The organism is Streptomyces sp. NPDC059009 (assembly GCF_042740175.1).
GTDB lineage: Bacteria > Actinomycetota > Actinomycetes > Streptomycetales > Streptomycetaceae > Streptomyces.
Window position 1 is genome coordinate 109,243 of the sequence record NZ_JBHYJB010000032.1, and the last position, 17,785, is coordinate 127,027.

Genomic DNA, 17,785 nt, shown 5'->3' on the forward strand with positions numbered 1-17,785 from the left:
TTCAGCCCTCCGAAGGGGCGAGGCGCTTGAGCTCTGCCTCGGTCGACTTGAGCAGGTCGTTCCAGGACGCCTCGAACTTCTCCACGCCCTCGTCCTCGAGCAGCTGCACGACCTCGTCGTAGGAGATCCCGAGCTTCTCGACGGCCGCGATCTCGGCGCGCGACTGGTCGTACGTCCCGGCGATGGTGTTGCCGGTGATCTGACCGTGGTCGGCGGTCGCCTCGAGGGTGGCCTCCGGCATCGTGTTCACCGTGTTCGGGGCGACCAGGTCGTCCACGTACAGGGTGTCCTTGTACGCCTTGTCCTTCACGCCGGTCGAGGCCCACAGCGGACGCTGCTTGTTGGCCTGCGCCTTGTCGAGGGCGGCCCAGCGGTCGGAGGAGAAGACCTCCTCGTACGCCTCGTAGGCGAGGCGGGCGTTGGCGAGACCGGCCTTGCCGCGCGCGGCCTTGGCCTCGTCGGTGCCGAGCTTGTCGATGCGCTTGTCGATCTCCGTGTCCACGCGGGACACGAAGAAGGACGCCACCGAGTGGATCTTGGAGAGGTCCAGGCCGCGCTCCTTGGCCTTCTCCAGGCCCGCGAGGAAGGCGTCCATGACCGCGCGGTAGCGCTCCAGGGAGAAGATCAGCGTCACGTTGACGCTGATGCCGAGGCCGATGACCTCGGTGATCGCCGGGAGGCCCGCCTTGGTGGCCGGGATCTTGATGAGCGTGTTCGGACGGTCCACCAGCCACGCCAGCTGCTTGGCCTCGGCGACCGTGGCCGCCGTGTTGTGGGCCAGGCGCGGGTCGACCTCGATCGACACACGGCCGTCCTGGCCGCCCGTCGCGTCGAAGACCGGGCGCAGGATGTCGGCGGCGTCGCGGACGTCCGCCGTCGTGATCATGCGGATCGCCTCTTCGACGGTGACGCCGCGGGCGGCGAGGTCGGCGACCTGCTGCTCGTAGCCGTCACCGCTGGAGATCGCCTTCTGGAAGATCGACGGGTTGGTCGTGACGCCCACGACGTGGCTCTGGTCGATCAGCTCGGCGAGGTTGCCGGACGTGATCCGCTTGCGCGACAGGTCGTCCAGCCAGATCGCGACGCCTTCGTCGGAGAGGCGCTTGAGTGCGTCTGTCATGGAAAATACATCTCCTACTTGGTCGTATACGGGCGTCAGCGCTGAGCTGCGTCGATGGATTCCCGCGCCTTGGCCACCACGTTCTCCGCAGTGAAACCGAACTCGCGGAAGAGGACCTTGCCGTCCGCGGAAGCGCCGAAGTGTTCAAGGGAAACGATGCGGCCGGCGTCACCGACGTAGCGGTGCCAGGTCAGGCCGATGCCCGCCTCCACCGCCACGCGCGCCTTCACGGCGGGCGGCAGGACGCTGTCCTTGTACGCCTGGTCCTGCTCCTCGAACCACTCCACGGACGGCATCGAGACCACCCGGGTCGGGACGCCCGCGGCCTGCAGCTGCTCGCGCGCCTCGACGGCGAGCTGCACCTCGGAGCCGGTGCCGAGGAGCACGACCTGAGGCTCGCCGCCCTCTGCGTCGAACAGCACGTAACCGCCCTTGGCCGCGCCCTCGGTGAGTTCGCGGTCGTAGGTCGGCACGCCCTGGCGGGTCAGCGCGAGGCCGTGCGGGGCGCCCTTGCCGTAGACCTTCGTGTAGCGCTTGAGGATCTCGCGCCAGGCGACCGCGGTCTCGTTGGCGTCCGCCGGGCGCACCACGTTCAGGCCCGGGATGGCGCGCAGCGAGGCCAGGTGCTCGACCGGCTGGTGCGTCGGGCCGTCCTCGCCGAGTCCCACGGAGTCGTGCGTCCACACGTACGTCACCGGCAGGTGCATCAGCGCGGACAGCCGGACCGCGTTGCGCATGTAGTCGGAGAACACCAGGAAGGTGCCGCCGTAGATGCGGGTACCGCCGTGCAGCGCGATGCCGTTCATCTCCGCGGCCATGGAGTGCTCGCGGATGCCGAAGTGGATCGTCCGGCCGTACGGGTCCGCCTCGGGCAGCGGGTTGTCCGCCGGGAGGAACGAACTCGTCTTGTCGATGGTCGTGTTGTTCGACCCGGCCAGGTCGGCGGAGCCGCCCCACAGCTCGGGGACGACCGGGCCGAGGGCCTGCAGCACCTTGCCGGACGCGGCACGCGTCGCGACGCCCTTGCCCGTCTCGAAGACCGGGAGCTTCTCCTCCCAGCCCGCCGGGAGCTCGCCCGCCGTGATGCGGTCGAACTCGGCGGCGCGCTCCGCGTTCGAGGTGCGCCAGGCCGCGAAGCCCTTCTCCCACTCGGCCTTGGCCTCACGGCCCCGGTCAAGTGCCGTGCGGGTGTGGGCGATGACCTCGTCGGCGACCTCGAAGTGCTGCTCCGGGTCGAAGCCCAGGACGCGCTTGGTGGCCGCCACCTCCTCGTCGCCGAGCGCCGAGCCGTGCGCGGCCTCGGTGTTCTGCGCGTTGGGGGCGGGCCAGGCGATGATCGAGCGCATCGCGATGAAGGACGGCTTGTCCGTGACGGCCTTCGCCTGCTGGATCGCGGCGAACAGCGCGGCCGGGTCCAGGTCGCCGTTCTCCTTGGGCTCCACGCGCTGGACGTGCCAGCCGTACGCCTCGTACCGCTTCACGGTGTCCTCGGAGATCGCCGTCTCCGTGTCGCCCTCGATCGAGATGTGGTTGTCGTCCCACAGCAGGATCAGGTTGCCGAGCTTCTGGTGCCCGGCCATCGAGGACGCCTCCGCGGAGATGCCCTCCTCCAGGCAGCCGTCACCGGCGATGGAGTAGATGAAGTGGTCGAAGGGAGACTCGCCCTGCGCCGTCTCCGGGTCGAACAGACCGCGCTCGTAGCGGGCGGCCATCGCCATGCCCACGGCGTTGGCGACACCCTGGCCCAGCGGGCCCGTCGTCGTCTCGACGCCGGTGGTGTGGCCGTACTCCGGGTGACCGGGGGTCTTCGAGCCCCAGGTGCGGAACGCCTTCAGGTCGTCCAGCTCCAGGCCGAAGCCGGCCAGGTACAGCTGCACGTACAGGGTCAGGGAGGAGTGGCCCGCGGAGAGGACGAACCGGTCACGGCCGGTCCAGTCGGCGTCCGCCGGGTCGTGCCTCATCACCTTCTGGAAGAGGGTGTACGCGGCGGGCGCGAGGCTCATGGCCGTACCAGGATGGCCGTTGCCGACCTTCTGTACGGAATCCATGGCCAGGACGCGGGCGGTATCGACGGCCCGCTGGTCCAGTTCGGTCCACTCGAGGTCTGTGGTGGTCGGCTTGGTGCTCACCCTGGGTCAGGGCTCCTCTCCACATGCTCTACATGTCGAAGCCGGCGTGTGATCTCACCCGGCGCTGTCGAGCCTACCGCTGGAAAGACGTGCATTTTTTCGAGTCATTCCGGAGTCATTCCAGACTCCCGCGACTACGTCACTTCCGCCTCCCGAACGCCGAGCATGTGTCGTCCTGCGCGCTCATTTGGCCACTTCTGGAGACCGCTTCCGGAGACCACTCCTGAGGCGGCTATTCCGGTTATCCGGAATTGCCCCGACGCGGGGCGCGCGAGGCCCCTCGACACGTCCCCCAACACGACCCCACCCCCGCGAAGGGCGAGGTATGGGCAACGTCTACAGTGGCGTGGTACGCGCGAGCCTTTACCGGATCTTCATGTCTGAACGTCCGACGCGGCTCGCTGGGAGTCTCTGTCAGGGGTGTGCGTGACGGCCGTCGAATCCCGTCCACCGGGGGTGCTGGGGACGAGCCAGAGCTCTGGCCGTCGGCCGGTCGGGGCCCGTGTCAGGGCCTTCGTGGCGCTGACCAAGCCGCGGATCATCGAGCTGCTGCTCATCACCACCGTGCCGGTGATGTTCCTCGCCGAGCAAGGAGTGCCCAACCTGCGGCTGGTCTTCCTGACCTGCCTGGGCGGCTACCTCTCCGCGGGCGGCGCCAACGCGCTGAACATGTACATCGACCGCGACATCGACGCCCTCATGGACCGCACGTCGCAACGGCCCCTGGTCACCGGCATGGTGAGCCCCCGTGAGTGCATGGCCTTCGGCATCACGCTCGCCGTCGTCTCCACGCTCCTGTTCGGGCTGGCCGTCAACTGGCTGTCCGCGTGGCTGTCGTTGGGCGCGCTGCTCTTCTACGTGGTCGTCTACACGATGATCCTGAAGCGGCGCACCTCGCAGAACATCGTGTGGGGCGGCATCGCGGGCTGCATGCCGGTCCTCATCGGCTGGTCCTCGGTCACCAACTCCATGTCGTGGGCGCCGGTCATCCTCTTCCTCGTCATGTTCTTCTGGACGCCGCCGCACTACTGGCCGCTCTCCATGAAGGTCAAGGACGACTACGCGCGCGTGGGCGTCCCGATGCTGCCGGTCATCGCCTCCAACAAGGTCGTCGCCCGCCAGATCGTCCTCTACAGCTGGGTGATGGTCGGCGTCTCGCTGCTGCTCCAGCCGCTCGGCTACACCGGCTGGTTCTACACGGCGGTCGCCCTCGCCACCGGCGGCTGGTGGCTGTGGGAGGCGCACAGCCTGCAGAACCGCGCGAAGGCCGAGGTCACGGGCGGCAAGCTCAAGGAGATGCGGCTCTTCCACTGGTCGATCACCTATGTGTCGCTGCTCTTCGTGGCGGTGGCGGTGGACCCCTTCCTTCGCTGAGGACGGCTTCTCGCTCGACGACGGGCGGGCCACGTGGTGTTGAAGACCACGTGGCCCGCCCGTCGCCAGTTGATCTACCCGTCGGTAGCATCCTGCCCATGGCAGACACGCAGCAGACGGACGCGCAGACGGACGACAGCAAGAAGGCCGCTGACAGCGAGCAGGCCGCTGTCAGCAAGGAAGCCGCGAAGGCCGACCGAAAGGCCGCCCGCCTCGCCAAGGAGATCGGCAGCTTCGCCCGCGCCCACGGCGGCGCCGAGGGCAAGGTCTCGTACATCGGCGAGCACGGCACCCGCATCGTGCTCGTCGGCGAGGACGGCGGCTGGGGCGACCTCGTGGCCCCCACCTACGCGATCGCGCAGAGCGCCGTGGAGAAGGCCGGGATCACCGTGCACGAGGAGTTCGACGGCGAGTTCGCCGCCAAGGTGCGGACCGGGCCCTACGAGTGGTCGCGGATGGCCGGGATCCAGGTCGGCGGCCCGAGCAACGGCTGACCCCCGGCACGGCTGGCACCGCGTGCCTCTGTGCGACTGGCCGAAAGCAACACCTGACGCCCGGGTCACCCGTTAGGACCGTAGAAGCACGGTCCACTCACCAGGAGCCCGGATGATCGAAACGCCGTCCCTGGTGGACCAGTACTGCCACGGCGTGCTCCGTACGGAGCTGGGCCTCGGCACCTTCGAGGCCCATCTCGGCGGGGGCGAGGGCCCGCCCGCCCCCGGCACCACCTTCTTCGACACCCAGACCGGCTTCGCGGTGCGCCGCTGGTGCCCGCCGCTGCTCGGGCTCGAACCCCACTGTCCGCCCGCCCGCTACCTGGCCCGGCGCCGCGAGCTCGGCGTCCTGGAGGCGGGGCGGCGGCTGCTGCGGGGGAGCGGCATCACCACGTACCTCGTCGACACGGGGCTGCCCGGGGACCTCACCGGGCCCAGCGAGATGGCGTCCACGGGCGGCGCGCAGGCCCGCGAGATCGTGCGCCTGGAATTACTGGCCGAGCAGGTCGCCGACACCTCCGGCACCGTCGACTCGTTTCTGGCCAACCTCGCCGAGTCCGTGCACGGCGCCGCCGCCGGAGCCGTCGCCTTCACCTCGGTCGCAGGCGTACGGCACGGCCTCGCCCTCGCCCCCGAACCACCGGGCCCCGGCGAGGTGCGGGGCGCCGTCGGGCGCTGGCTGGCCGGGCGGCAGGTGGGCGGGGCCCTCAGTGACCCGGTGCTGCTGCGGCACCTGCTGTGGATCGCGGTGGCCTCGGGGCTGCCGCTGCAGTTGCACGCCGGGGCGGCCGACCCGCAGGCGCACTTCGGCGAGTTCGCGCGGGCCACGGTCGGGCTCGGCACCGACCTGGTCCTGCTGCACGGCTACCCGCACCACCGCAACGCCGCGCACCTCGCCGGGGTCTTCCCGCACGTGTACGCGGATGTGGGCCCCGCCCTCGTACGGACCGGGGCGCGTGCCGCCGAGGTGCTCGCGGAGGTCCTGGAGCTCGCGCCCTTCGGCAAGCTGCTCTTCTCCAGCGGCGCCCACGGCCTGCCCGAGCTGCATGTGGTGGGGGCCCAGCTGTTCCGGGAGTCCCTGGGGCGGGTGCTCGGGACGTGGGTGGCCGAGGGGGCGTGGTCGCTGGGCGACGCGCAGCGGGTGGCGGGGCTTGTGGCCGCAGGGAACGCGCGGCGGGTGTACGCGCTGTCGGACGGCGGCGAGACGTGAGGCGGTCAGATGAGAAGGCCGTCAGTCAGAAGGCCGTCAGACGGTGGAGAGCCGTGAGTCGTCCGCCTGGGCCGGTACGTCGACGGTGAGCTCGGGCCGCTCGCGCAGTGACAGCAGCACGCGCATCACGCCGATCCACACCAGGCACGAGCCGAACATGTGCAGGCCGACCAGGATCTCCGGCAGGTCCGTGAAGTACTGGACGTAGCCGATCACGCCCTGGGCCAGGAGGATCAGGAAGAGGTCGCGGGTACGGGACAGCGGGCCGCGCGGCGCGTCGACCGCCTTGAGGACGAACCACAGGGCGAACGTCAGCGTCACCACGATCCACGCGAGGACCGCGTGCAGCTTGCTGACCGTCTCCCAGTCGAAGCCCATCCGCGGCACCTCGCTGGAGTCGCCCGCGTGCGGCCCGGAGCCCGTCACGACGGTGCCCACGGCGATCAGCAGCACCGAGGCCGCGACCAGGAACCACACCAGCTGCACCACGGCCTTGCCGACCAGCGGGCGCGGCTCGGCGTCGCCCTCGCGGGTGCGCTGCCACATGGTGACGGCGACCGCGATCAGCGCGGTGGAGAGCAGGAAGTGGGCCGCGACGGTCCAGGGGTTGAGGCCCACGAGGACCACGATGCCGCCGAGTACGGCGTTGCCCATGACCAGCCAGAACTGGGCCCAGCCGAGCCGGGTGAGGCTGCGCCGCATCGGCTTCTGGGAGCGGGCCGCGATGATCGCCCAGCCGACGACCGCACACAGCACGTACGTCAGCATGCGGTTGCCGAACTCGACGACTCCGTGGAAGCCCATCTCGCTCGTCGCGGTGAGCGACTGGTCGGTGCACTTGGGCCAGGTCGGGCAGCCGAGCCCCGAGCCGGTCAGCCGGACGGCACCGCCCGTCACCACGATGACCACCGTCATCGCGAGGGAGAGCAGGGCCGCGCGCTGGACGGTCCGTTGGGCGGGGGTCCAGCGCTCGGCGATGTAGGCGAGCGGATTGCGCACGAAGGCGACGGCGTCGGCCCGGGTCACGTTTGGCACGGGCCCCATCGTAGGGGTCCGCTTGTGCACGGCTTCACGAGGGGGACGTATGCGGTGCTTTTGTGACGTGCCTTACTCCGGGAGGCAGCAGGGGAGTTGCGTCGGGGAGTTGCTCCCAGCGGAAGCGGGGAGCTACTCCCAGCGGAAGAAGCGCGCGGCCGCGCCGAGCCCCAACACGGCCCAGACGGCGAGGATTCCGAGATCGCCCCACGGCATTCCGGCGCCGTGCTGCAGCACGTCCCGAAGGCCGTCCGAGAGCGCCGAGATGGGCAGCAGGCCGAGCACCGACTGGGCCGCGTCCGGGAACTTGTCGAGCGGCACGATCACCCCGCCGCCCACCAGGAGCAGCAGGAAGACCAGGTTCGCGGCGGCCAGCGTCGCCTCCGCCTTGAGGGTGCCCGCCATCAGCAGGCCGAGCCCGGAGAACGCCGCGGTGCCGAGGACGAGCAGCAGGAGCACGGCGACGGGGTTGCCGTGCGGGGACCAGCCGAGCCCGAACGCGATCACCGTGAGGAGCACGATCTGGAGCACCTCGGTGACCAGCACCGAGACGGTCTTCGCCGTCATCAGGCCCCAGCGGGGGAGCGGCGAGGCGCCGAGCCGCTTGAGGACCCCGTACCGCCGCTCGAAGCCCGTCGCGATGGCCTGGCCGGTGAAGGCCGTCGACATCACGGCGAGCGCGAGGATGCCGGGCGTGAGGAAGTCGACCGACTTGCCCTTGCCCGTGTCGACGATGTCGACGGCCGAGAAGAGGACCAGGAGCAGGGTGGGGATGACGACCGTGAGGAGGAGCTGCTCGCCGTTGCGCAGCAGCATCTTCGTCTCCAGGGCCGCCTGCGCCGCGATCATGCGGGGCAGCGGGGCGGCGCCCGGCTTCGGCGTGTACGTACCGGCGGCGCTCATCCGCGCAGCTCCTTACCCGTGAGCTCCAGGAAGACGTCTTCGAGGGTGTGGCGTTCGACGGAGATCTTGTCCGGCATCACTCCGTGCTGGGCGCACCAGGAGGTGACGGTGGCGAGCAGCTGCGGGTCGACCTCGCCGGAGACCCGGTAGGAGCCGGGGGTGAGTTCGGCCGCCGCCGAGTCCGGGGGCAGGGCCTTCAGGAGCGAGGCCACGTCGAGCCCTGGGCGGCCCGTGAAGCGCAGCGTGTTCTCGGCGCCGCCGCGGCACAGCTCCTCCGGGGTGCCCTGGGCGATGACCCGCCCCGCGTCGATGATGGCGACGTCGTCGGAGAGCTGCTCGGCCTCGTCCATGTGGTGCGTGGTGAGGATGACGCTCACGCCGTCGCGCCGCAGATCGCGTACGAGGTCCCAAGTGGCCCGGCGCGCCTGCGGGTCGAGGCCCGCGGTGGGCTCGTCGAGGAAGACGAGTTCGGGGCGGCCGACGACGGCCATGGCGAGGGCGAGCCGCTGCTGCTGGCCGCCCGAAAGGCGCCGGTAGGTGGTGCGCCCGCAGCTGTCGAGGCCGAGCCGCTCGATGAGCGCGTCCACGTCGAGGGGGTGGGCGTGCAGCGTGGCGACGTGCCGGAGCATCTCGTCGGCGCGGGCGCCGGAGTAGACGCCGCCGGACTGGAGCATCACGCCGATGCGGGGGCGCAGTGCGGCCCCCTGGCGCGCCGGGTCGAGGCCGAGGACGCGGACGGTGCCGGAGTCCGGCTTCCGGTAGCCCTCGCAGGTCTCGATGGTGGTGGTCTTGCCGGCGCCGTTCGGGCCGAGGACGGCGGTGATGCCCGCCCTGGCCGTGAGGCTGAGACCGTCGACCGCGGTCTTGGTTCCGTACCGCTTCACCAGGTTCTCGACCTGGAGGACGGGCTCGCTTCGCATGGTGAGCCAGTCTAGGGACGGGCCCGAGGTCCCGGGCGGCCGGGGCGGCAGTCCTCTCCTTGGTGACCTTTTCCGGTCAGACAGGGGCAGGGCCGGACCTAACGTCGATATGTGACCACCATTGCGGAGAACGTCGAGGAAACATCCGAGCAGGCCGCCCACAAGGCGCACGACCTGCGGCGCACTCCGCGCTACTTCGTCTCCGCGATCCTGGCGGGCGCCTACATAGGCGTCGGCGAAGTGCTTCTCCTTGTCGCCATCTCGCCCTTCGTGGCGGCCGGTTCGTCGTCGGTGAAGCTCCTCGAAGGGCTCGTCTTCCCGATCGCGCTGACCATCGTGATGTTCGCGGGTGCCCAGCTCTTCACCAGCAACGTGATGGTGATGCTGATCGGGGCGCTCACGGGACGGACGGGGGCGCGGGACCTGGTGGGCAGCTGGGTGCTGTCCCTGGCCGGCAACTTCGTCGGGGCGTTCCTCTTCAGCGCGATGGTGCACGCCTCCGGAGTCACCTCCAGCGCACCCGCGCGCGCGATGCTCGCCGAGATGGTGCACGGCAAGGCGGCGCTCGACGGGGGTCAGCTGTTCTGGCGCGCGGTGCTCTGCAACTTCCTCGTCTGCCTGGCGATCTGGATGTTCTACCGGGCCAAGGGGGACGGCGCGAAGATCTTCGTGCTGTGGATCCCGGTCCTCGTCTTCGTCGCGGTCGGCTTCGAGCACTGCGTCGCGAACATGGCGCTGTTCTCCATGGGCATCCTCGACGGCAGCGCGAGCTGGGGCGATCTGCTGCGGAACCTGCTGTTCACGGTGCCGGGCAACATCGTCGGCGGCGGTCTCCTGGTCGCCGGTTCGTACTGGTTCATGGGGCGCCCGGAGCGCGAAGAGGACCTCTGAACCCGCCCTACCGGGGGTGCGGGCGGTGTTCGGCCAGCCACTTCGTCGCGTACGCCACCGCGTCGGCCAGCGGGAAGAGCCGCACGTCCGCGGCGCCCACCCGGCCCCGTACGACCGCTGAGGTCGCGCTCTCGAACGCCGCTCCCAGTTCCTCGAAGCCGTCGTCGGTGATCGAGCGGTCCCGCACCGTCAGCCAGCGGCGCCCCTCGGGGGTCATGACCGCGAAGGAGTTGTCCTCCTCGGGTCCGGGGACGCGGTACTCGGCCAGGTGGAAGGCCGTGCAGGAGCCGTAGCCCGCGCCGAGGAGCAGCACGCGCGCGTGGGCCTCCTCCAGCCGGGCCAGGGGGCTGTGCTCGCCGAGGCGATGGTCCAGGGCGTGGCCCTCGGTGATCTCCGTGGCGCGCGGGCCGATCGCCGCGAACGACGTCTGGGGGTGCGCGCTGCGGACGGCGCCGGGCCAGGTGCGGACGGTCTCGGGGAGCACGCCGACCCCGCGCGTGGGGGCGGTGCGCGGGTCGTACGCGGGCATGGAGGCGCGGATCTCGGGCCACCACTCCGGGGGCACGGGAGGGTTCTCCCACTCGGCGGGGTCGGAGTTGTCGCTGGACTGCGTGGGCACCACGAGCGTCCCCGTCCGGCCGACTGCGTCGAGCAGCGCTTGAACGGCCGCGACCGGGCCGCCGCTGACCCAGCCGAGGGCGCTGAGCGAGGTGTGCACGAGGAGCGTCTCGCCGGACTTGACACCGGCCGCGCGCAGCTGGTCGGCGAGTGAGTCGCGGGTGCACAAAGGGCCGGTCGGAGGGGGTGTGGGCATGCTTCCGGAGTCTTCCCGAGCTGCTCGTGATCCGCCACCGAATTGCCCTCGACATGATCGATCAAAGATCGTTTTCGCAGGTCAGCTTAGGTTTGCCTAAGTGATGCAGCGCACCGGCCGGTGATCAGGGCGCGGGTTGTCAGGCCCTGAGGAATTACGCAACAATGGCGTTGTGAAAAACGTTGGCGGGGCTCCCCAGGAGGATCTCGCGACCGGTGAGCGGTCCACTCGCAACCGGGTCGCGCGCTCCATCCTGGACCACGGCCCGTCCACCGTGGCCGACCTCGCCGGGCGCCTCGGCCTCACCCAGGCCGCCGTCCGCCGCCACCTCGACGCGCTGGTCGCGGACGACGTCGTGGAGCCCCGCGAGAAGCGGGTCTACGGGGCGCGCACCCGCGGCCGTCCGGCCAAGGTGTTCGCGCTCACGGACTGCGGCCGGGACGCCTTCGACCAGTCCTACGACAAGCTCGCCGTCGACGCCCTCCGCTGGATCGCGAAGAGCGCCGGAGACGGCGCGGCCGGGGACGAAGCCGTGGTGGCCTTCGCCCGCGCCCGCATCGCCGCCCAGGCCGGCGCCTACCGCGAAGCGATCGAGGCCGCCCGCCCCGAGGAGCGCACCGAGGCTCTGGCGAAGGCGTTGACCGCCGACGGGTACGCTGCTACGGCGCGCACCGCCCCGGTCGGCGAGCAGCTGTGCCAGCACCACTGCCCCGTCGCCCACGTCGCCGAACAGTTCCCGCAGCTCTGCGAGGCGGAGACGGAGATCTTCTCCCGCCTGCTCGGAACGCACGTCCAGCGGCTGGCCACGATCGCCCACGGCGACGGCGTCTGCACGACTTTTATCCCGAAGATTTCGAAGAACGCCCCCAACACCACCGATAACGCATCTGCAAGCACGGCCGGGAGGAACCCCGCATGACTCTCCCCATCGAGGAGACTGCCCACCCTGAGCTCGAGGGCCTGGGCAAGTACGAATACGGCTGGGCCGACTCCGACACGGCCGGCGCCTCTGCCAAGCGCGGCATCAACGAGGACGTCGTCCGCGACATCTCCGAGAAGAAGTCCGAGCCGGAGTGGATGACGAAGCTCCGCCTCAAGGGCCTGCGCCTCTTTGAGAAGAAGCCGATGCCCAACTGGGGCTCGGACCTCTCGGGCATCGACTTCGACAACATCAAGTACTTCGTGCGCTCCACGGAGAAGCAGGCGGAGTCCTGGGAGGACCTGCCCGAGGACATCAAGAACACGTACGACAAGCTCGGCATCCCCGAGGCGGAGAAGCAGCGCCTCGTCGCCGGTGTCGCCGCCCAGTACGAGTCGGAGGTCGTCTACCACCAGATCCGCGAGGACCTGGAGGAGCAGGGCGTCATCTTCCTGGACACCGACACGGCCCTGAAGGAGCACCCCGAGCTCTTCAAGGAGTACTTCGGCACGGTCATCCCGGTCGGTGACAACAAGTTCGCCTCGCTGAACACCGCGGTGTGGTCCGGCGGCTCCTTCATCTACGTGCCGAAGGGCGTGCACGTGGAGATCCCGCTGCAGGCGTACTTCCGCATCAACACCGAGAACATGGGCCAGTTCGAGCGGACGCTGATCATCGTCGACGAGGACGCCTACGTCCACTACGTCGAGGGCTGCACCGCCCCGATCTACAAGTCGGACTCCCTGCACTCCGCGGTCGTCGAGATCATCGTGAAGAAGGGCGCCCGCTGCCGCTACACGACCATCCAGAACTGGTCGAACAACGTCTACAACCTGGTCACCAAGCGCGCCGTGGCGTACGAGGGCGCGACCATGGAGTGGATCGACGGCAACATCGGCTCCAAGGTCACGATGAAGTACCCCGCCGTCTACCTGATGGGCGAGCACGCCAAGGGCGAGACCCTGTCGATCGCCTTCGCGGGCGAGGGGCAGCACCAGGACGCCGGTTCCAAGATGGTCCACATGGCGCCGAACACGTCCTCCAACATCGTGTCCAAGTCCGTGGCGCGTGGCGGCGGCCGTACCTCCTACCGCGGTCTCGTCGAGATCGGTGAGGGCGCCGCCGGATCGAAGTCGAACGTGCTCTGTGACGCGCTGCTCGTCGACACGATCTCGCGCTCCGACACGTACCCGTACGTGGACGTCCGCGAGGACGACGTCTCCATGGGCCACGAGGCCACCGTCTCCAAGGTCTCCGACGACCAGCTCTTCTACCTGATGAGCCGCGGCATGACGGAGTTCGAGGCCATGGCGATGATCGTGCGCGGCTTCGTCGAGCCGATCGCCAAGGAACTGCCCATGGAGTACGCCCTGGAGCTGAACCGGCTGATCGAGCTGCAGATGGAGGGCGCGGTCGGTTAGTCCCGGCCGCCGCCGACTCCCGTAGCAGCGAGCAGACTTCTTTAACGCAGAGAGAGAGCACGACGACAGCCATGGCTGAGGCTCAGAACATCCCGGTGGGGTCGACCACCGCCGGATCCATCGCGGTGGCCGCCGAGTCCACCGTCGCCACCCGCATGAGCGCGCCCCCGTCCTTCGACGTGGCGGACTTCCCGGTCCCGCACGGCCGCGAGGAGGAGTGGCGGTTCACGCCGCTGGAGCGGCTGCGCGGGCTGCACGACGGCACGGCGGCCGCGAGCGGCGGCATCCGCGTCGAGGTGACCGCGCCCGAGGGCGTCACCCAGGAGACCGTCGGCCGGGACGACACGCGCGTCGGCAAGGCGGGCAAGCCCGTCGACCGCGTCGCCGCGCAGGCCTACTCGTCCTTCGAGAAGGCGTCCGTCGTGACCGTCCCCAAGGAGACGGTGCTCACCGAGCCGATCCGGATCGCCGTGCACGGCGAGGGCGGCACCGCCTTCGCCCACCAGGTCGTCGAGCTGGGCGCGTTCGCCGAGGCCCTCGTCGTCATCGACCACACCGGTGACGCCGTGCTCGCCGCCAACGTCGACTTCATCGTCGGCGACGGCGCCAAGCTGACCGTCGTCTCCGTCCAGGACTGGGACGACAAGGCGGTGCACGTAGCCCAGCACAACGCGCTGATCGGCCGCGACGCCTCCTTCAAGTCCGTGGTCGTCACCTTCGGCGGCGACGTCGTCCGCCTCCACCCGCGCGTCAACTACGCGGGCACCGGCGGCGAGGCCGAGCTCTTCGGCCTCTACATCACCGACGCGGGCCAGCACCAGGAGCACCGGCTCCTGGTCGACCACAACACCCCGCACTGCAAGTCGAACGTCGTCTACAAGGGCGCGCTCCAGGGCGACGACGCCCACGCGGTGTGGATCGGAGACGTCCTCATCGAGGCCGCCGCCGAGGGCACGGACACGTACGAGATGAACCGCAACCTGGTTCTGACCGACGGCGCCCGCGTCGACTCCGTGCCGAACCTCGAGATCGAGACCGGCGAGATCGTCGGCGCGGGCCACGCCTCGGCGACCGGCCGCTTCGACGACGAGCAGCTCTTCTACCTCCAGTCCCGCGGCATCCCGGAGGACGAGGCCCGCCGCCTGGTCGTCCGTGGCTTCTTCGCCGAGCTGGTCCAGCAGATCGGCCTGCCGGACGTCGAGGAGCGCCTCATCGCGAAGATCGAAGAGGAGCTGGAGGCGACGGTCGCATGACCTTCGTACGCGCCTGTGGACTGAGCGAGCTGGAGGAGGACACCCCGAAGCGGGTGGAACTCGACGGCACGCCGGTCTCGGTCGTCCGCACCGAGGGCGAGGTGTTCGCGATCAACGACATCTGCTCGCACGCGAACGTCTCCCTCTCCGAGGGCGAGGTGGAGGACTGCCAGATCGAGTGCTGGCTGCACGGCTCCGCGTTCGACCTCCGCACCGGCAAGCCGTCCGGCCTTCCCGCGACGCGCCCCGTCCCCGTATACCCCGTAAAGATCGAAGGGGACGATGTGCTCGTCTCCGTCACCCAGGAGTCCTGAGGCACATGGCAACGCTTGAAATCCGCGACCTGCACGTTTCCGTTGAGGTCGACAACGGCACCAAGGAAATCCTCAAGGGTGTCGACCTGACCGTGAAGCAGGGCGAGACGCACGCCATCATGGGCCCCAACGGCTCCGGCAAGTCGACCCTCGCGTACTCCATCGCAGGTCACCCCAAGTACACGATCACCAGCGGCACCGTGACCCTCGACGGCGAGGACGTCCTCGAGATGTCCGTCGACGAGCGTGCCCGCGCCGGCATGTTCCTCGCCATGCAGTACCCGGTCGAGGTCCCCGGCGTCTCGGTCTCCAACTTCCTGCGCACGTCGGCGACGGCGATCCGCGGCGAGGCCCCCAAGCTGCGCACCTGGGTGAAGGAGGTCAAGTCCGCGATGGAGCAGCTCCAGATGGACCCGGCCTTCGCCGAGCGCAACGTGAACGAGGGCTTCTCCGGCGGTGAGAAGAAGCGCCACGAGATCCTGCAGATGGAGCTCCTCAAGCCGAAGATCGCGATCCTCGACGAGACCGACTCCGGCCTCGACGTCGACGCGCTTCGCCAGGTCTCCGACGGCGTCAACCGCGTCCGCGAGACGGGCGAGGTCGGCACCCTCCTCATCACGCACTACACGCGCATCCTGCGCTACATCAAGCCCGACTTCGTGCACGTCTTCTCGGCGGGCAAGATCGTCGAGTCCGGCGGCCCCGAGCTGGCCGACACTCTCGAGGCCGAGGGCTACGAGAAGTACACGAAGGGTGGCGTATCCGCGTGACACAGCTGCCGGGCCTCCTCGACACCGAGGCGATCCGCAAGGACTTCCCGATCCTGGACCGCACGCTCCACGACGGCAAGAAGCTCGTGTACCTGGACAACGCGGCGACCTCACAGACGCCGCGCCAGGTCCTCGACGTGCTGAACGAGTACTACGAGCAGCACAACGCGAACGTCCACCGCGGCGTGCACGTCCTCGCCGAGGAGGCCACGGCGCTGTACGAGGGCGCCCGTGACAAGGTCGCGTCGTTCATCAACGCGCCCAGCCGCGACGAGGTGATCTTCACCAAGAACGCGTCGGAGTCACTCAACCTCGTGGCGAACATGCTCGGTTGGGCCGACGAGCCCTACCGCGTGGACCACGAGACCGAGATCGTCATCACGGAGATGGAGCACCACTCCAACATCGTTCCGTGGCAGCTGCTCTCGCAGCGCACCGGCGCGAAGCTGAAGTGGTTCGGGCTCACCGACGACGGCCGGCTCGACCTGTCCAACATCGACGAGGTCATCACGGAGCAGACGAAGATCGTCTCCTTCGTCCTGGTCTCCAACATCATGGGCACGGTCAACCCGGTCGAGGCGATCGTGCGCCGCGCCCAGGAGGTCGGCGCGCTCGTCCTGATCGACGCCTCCCAGGCGGCGCCGCACATGCCGCTCGACGTGCAGGCGCTGCAGGCCGACTTCGTGGCCTTCACCGGCCACAAGATGTGCGGCCCGACCGGCATCGGCGTGCTGTGGGGACGGCAGGAGCTCCTGGAGGACCTGCCGCCGTTCCTGGGCGGCGGCGAGATGATCGAGACCGTCTCGATGCACTCGTCGACGTACGCGCCCGCGCCGCACAAGTTCGAGGCCGGTACGCCCCCGATCTCCCAGGCCATCGGCCTGGGCGCGGCGGTGGACTACCTGAACGCGATCGGCATGGACAAGATCGCCGCGCATGAGCACGCCCTCACCGAGTACGCGGTGAAGCGGCTCGCGGAGGTCCCCGACCTGCGCATCATCGGCCCGACCACGGCCGAGGAGCGCGGTGCCGCGATCTCCTTCACGCTCGGGGACATCCACCCGCACGACGTGGGCCAGGTCCTCGACGAGGAGGGCATCGCGGTCCGGGTCGGCCACCACTGCGCCCGCCCTGTCTGCCTGCGCTACGGAATTCCCGCGACCACGCGAGCGTCGTTCTATCTGTACTCCACGCCCGGCGAGATCGACGCGCTCGTCGACGGCCTGGAGCACGTACGGAACTTCTTCGGCTGAGGAGCTGGCTGAGACGTGAAGCTGGATTCGATGTACCAGGACGTCATCCTGGACCACTACAAGCACCCGCACGGCCGGGGCTTGCGTGACGGCGACGCCGAGGTGCACCACGTCAACCCGACGTGCGGCGACGAGATCACGCTGCGTGTGAAGTACGACGGCTCGACCATCGCCGACGTCTCGTACGAGGGCCAGGGCTGCTCCATCAGCCAGGCGTCCGCCTCGGTCCTCAACGACCTGCTGGTCGGCAAGGAGCTGGCGGAGGCGCAGAAGATCCAGGGCGTGTTCCTGGAGCTGATGCAGTCGAAGGGCAAGCTGGAGCCGGACGACGAGATGGAGGAGGTCCTGGAGGACGCGGTCGCGTTCGCCGGGGTCTCCAAGTACCCCGCGCGCGTGAAGTGTGCTCTGCTGAGCTGGATGGCGTGGAAGGACGCGACGGCGCAGGCACTGGGCGCCGACGTCGAGGCCGAAGAGGCCGAAAGGAAGACGGCATGAGCGAGAACGAGACTCTGACCACGAAGCCCGCTTCGGAGGAAGAGGTCCGCGAGGCGCTGTACGACGTCGTCGACCCCGAACTGGGCATCGACGTCGTCAACCTGGGCCTGATCTACGGCATCCACATCGACGACGCGAACATCGCGACGATCGACATGACGCTGACGTCGGCGGCCTGCCCGCTGACCGACGTCATCGAGGACCAGGCGAAGTCCGCGACCGACGGCATCGTCAACGAGCTGCGGATCAACTGGGTCTGGATGCCGCCGTGGGGCCCGGACAAGATCACGGACGACGGGCGGGAGCAGCTGCGGGCGCTCGGCTTCAACGTCTGAGGGATTGCTGCTGGTTCGGCCCCCTGTGCCTGGCGGCGCTGGGGGCCGAACCGCGTTCTGTTCACCTTGCGTCTGTAGGGCGTACCCCCCTGGTTGGCGCAGGTGATTGAGGGTTCTCGACGACACAGCACCGTC

General features: G+C 69.4%; 18 protein-coding genes. 12 read left to right on the forward strand and 6 right to left on the reverse strand.

What is annotated here, in order from left to right:
• Position 1: 1 nt before the first annotated feature.
• A complete protein-coding gene (gene tal / locus ACFWYM_RS29305) occupies positions 2-1,120 on the reverse strand; it encodes a transaldolase (RefSeq protein WP_384843727.1) in 1,119 nt (372 codons plus the stop codon).
• Between the two features lie 35 nt (positions 1,121-1,155).
• Positions 1,156-3,249 carry a transketolase gene (tkt, locus tag ACFWYM_RS29310; protein WP_384843730.1) on the reverse strand — a complete coding sequence of 698 codons (2,094 nt, stop codon included), beginning with the start codon at positions 3,247-3,249 and terminating at the stop codon, positions 1,156-1,158.
• Positions 3,250-3,669: 420 nt separating this feature from the next.
• Between tkt and ACFWYM_RS29315 the strand changes: the two genes are divergently transcribed.
• The 3 genes from ACFWYM_RS29315 to ACFWYM_RS29325 all read left to right on the forward strand — a co-directional run bounded on the left by ACFWYM_RS29315 (position 3,670) and on the right by ACFWYM_RS29325 (position 6,327).
• The gene (locus ACFWYM_RS29315) at positions 3,670-4,623 is read left to right on the forward strand and encodes a heme o synthase (RefSeq protein WP_384843733.1); all 954 of its coding nucleotides are present in this window, start codon (positions 3,670-3,672) and stop codon (positions 4,621-4,623) included.
• Positions 4,624-4,721: 98 nt separating this feature from the next.
• Positions 4,722-5,117, forward strand: a complete 396-nt coding sequence (locus ACFWYM_RS29320; RefSeq protein ID WP_384843736.1) for a hypothetical protein — start codon at positions 4,722-4,724, stop codon at positions 5,115-5,117.
• A 112-nt stretch (positions 5,118-5,229) separates the two neighbouring features.
• A complete protein-coding gene (locus ACFWYM_RS29325) occupies positions 5,230-6,327 on the forward strand; it encodes an amidohydrolase family protein (protein WP_384843739.1) in 1,098 nt (365 codons plus the stop codon).
• Between the two features lie 36 nt (positions 6,328-6,363).
• On the opposite strand, the gene ACFWYM_RS29330 is transcribed toward ACFWYM_RS29325, so the two are convergent.
• From ACFWYM_RS29330 to ACFWYM_RS29340, 3 genes are all read right to left on the reverse strand, one after another.
• Entirely contained in the window at positions 6,364-7,371 is a 1,008-nt protein-coding gene (locus ACFWYM_RS29330) for a heme A synthase (protein ID WP_384843742.1), read from the reverse strand.
• Positions 7,372-7,494: 123 nt separating this feature from the next.
• On the reverse strand, positions 7,495-8,265 hold the full coding sequence (locus ACFWYM_RS29335; protein ID WP_384843745.1) for an ABC transporter permease: 771 nt from the start codon (positions 8,263-8,265) through the stop codon (positions 7,495-7,497).
• A complete protein-coding gene (locus ACFWYM_RS29340; protein ID WP_384843748.1) occupies positions 8,262-9,185 on the reverse strand; it encodes an ABC transporter ATP-binding protein in 924 nt (307 codons plus the stop codon). The genes ACFWYM_RS29335 and ACFWYM_RS29340 overlap by 4 nt, the downstream gene beginning before the upstream one ends.
• Positions 9,186-9,296: 111 nt before the next feature.
• On the opposite strand from ACFWYM_RS29340, the gene ACFWYM_RS29345 reads away from it, so the two are divergent.
• Entirely contained in the window at positions 9,297-10,076 is a 780-nt protein-coding gene (locus ACFWYM_RS29345) for a formate/nitrite transporter family protein (protein WP_384843751.1), read from the forward strand.
• Between the two features lie 7 nt (positions 10,077-10,083).
• On the opposite strand, the gene ACFWYM_RS29350 is transcribed toward ACFWYM_RS29345, so the two are convergent.
• A complete protein-coding gene (locus ACFWYM_RS29350; protein ID WP_384843754.1) occupies positions 10,084-10,890 on the reverse strand; it encodes an aminoglycoside N(3)-acetyltransferase in 807 nt (268 codons plus the stop codon).
• A gap of 172 nt (positions 10,891-11,062) precedes the next feature.
• Here ACFWYM_RS29350 and ACFWYM_RS29355 point away from each other — a divergent pair, with 172 nt between their 5' ends.
• The 8 genes from ACFWYM_RS29355 (at position 11,063) to ACFWYM_RS29390 (ending at position 17,650) form a co-directional block, all read left to right on the forward strand.
• Entirely contained in the window at positions 11,063-11,809 is a 747-nt protein-coding gene (locus tag ACFWYM_RS29355; protein WP_384843756.1) for a helix-turn-helix transcriptional regulator, read from the forward strand.
• Positions 11,806-13,230, forward strand: coding sequence for a Fe-S cluster assembly protein SufB (gene sufB / locus ACFWYM_RS29360; protein WP_384843759.1), 1,425 nt, complete (start codon positions 11,806-11,808; stop codon positions 13,228-13,230). The genes ACFWYM_RS29355 and sufB overlap by 4 nt, the downstream gene beginning before the upstream one ends.
• A gap of 71 nt (positions 13,231-13,301) precedes the next feature.
• On the forward strand, positions 13,302-14,483 hold the full coding sequence (gene sufD, locus ACFWYM_RS29365) for a Fe-S cluster assembly protein SufD (protein ID WP_384843762.1): 1,182 nt from the start codon (positions 13,302-13,304) through the stop codon (positions 14,481-14,483).
• Positions 14,480-14,797, forward strand: coding sequence for a bifunctional 3-phenylpropionate/cinnamic acid dioxygenase ferredoxin subunit (locus tag ACFWYM_RS29370; protein WP_384843765.1), 318 nt, complete (start codon positions 14,480-14,482; stop codon positions 14,795-14,797). Before sufD ends, ACFWYM_RS29370 begins: the two co-directional genes overlap by 4 nt.
• 5 nt (positions 14,798-14,802) lie before the next feature.
• The gene (gene sufC, locus ACFWYM_RS29375; RefSeq protein ID WP_384843768.1) at positions 14,803-15,567 is read left to right on the forward strand and encodes a Fe-S cluster assembly ATPase SufC; all 765 of its coding nucleotides are present in this window, start codon (positions 14,803-14,805) and stop codon (positions 15,565-15,567) included.
• A complete protein-coding gene (locus ACFWYM_RS29380) occupies positions 15,564-16,820 on the forward strand; it encodes a cysteine desulfurase (RefSeq protein ID WP_384843771.1) in 1,257 nt (418 codons plus the stop codon). The genes sufC and ACFWYM_RS29380 overlap by 4 nt, the downstream gene beginning before the upstream one ends.
• 15 nt (positions 16,821-16,835) lie before the next feature.
• A complete protein-coding gene (sufU, locus tag ACFWYM_RS29385; protein WP_384843774.1) occupies positions 16,836-17,315 on the forward strand; it encodes a Fe-S cluster assembly sulfur transfer protein SufU in 480 nt (159 codons plus the stop codon).
• On the forward strand, positions 17,312-17,650 hold the full coding sequence (locus ACFWYM_RS29390) for a metal-sulfur cluster assembly factor (protein ID WP_355790821.1): 339 nt from the start codon (positions 17,312-17,314) through the stop codon (positions 17,648-17,650). The genes sufU and ACFWYM_RS29390 overlap by 4 nt, the downstream gene beginning before the upstream one ends.
• The last annotated feature ends 135 nt before the right edge of the window (positions 17,651-17,785 follow it).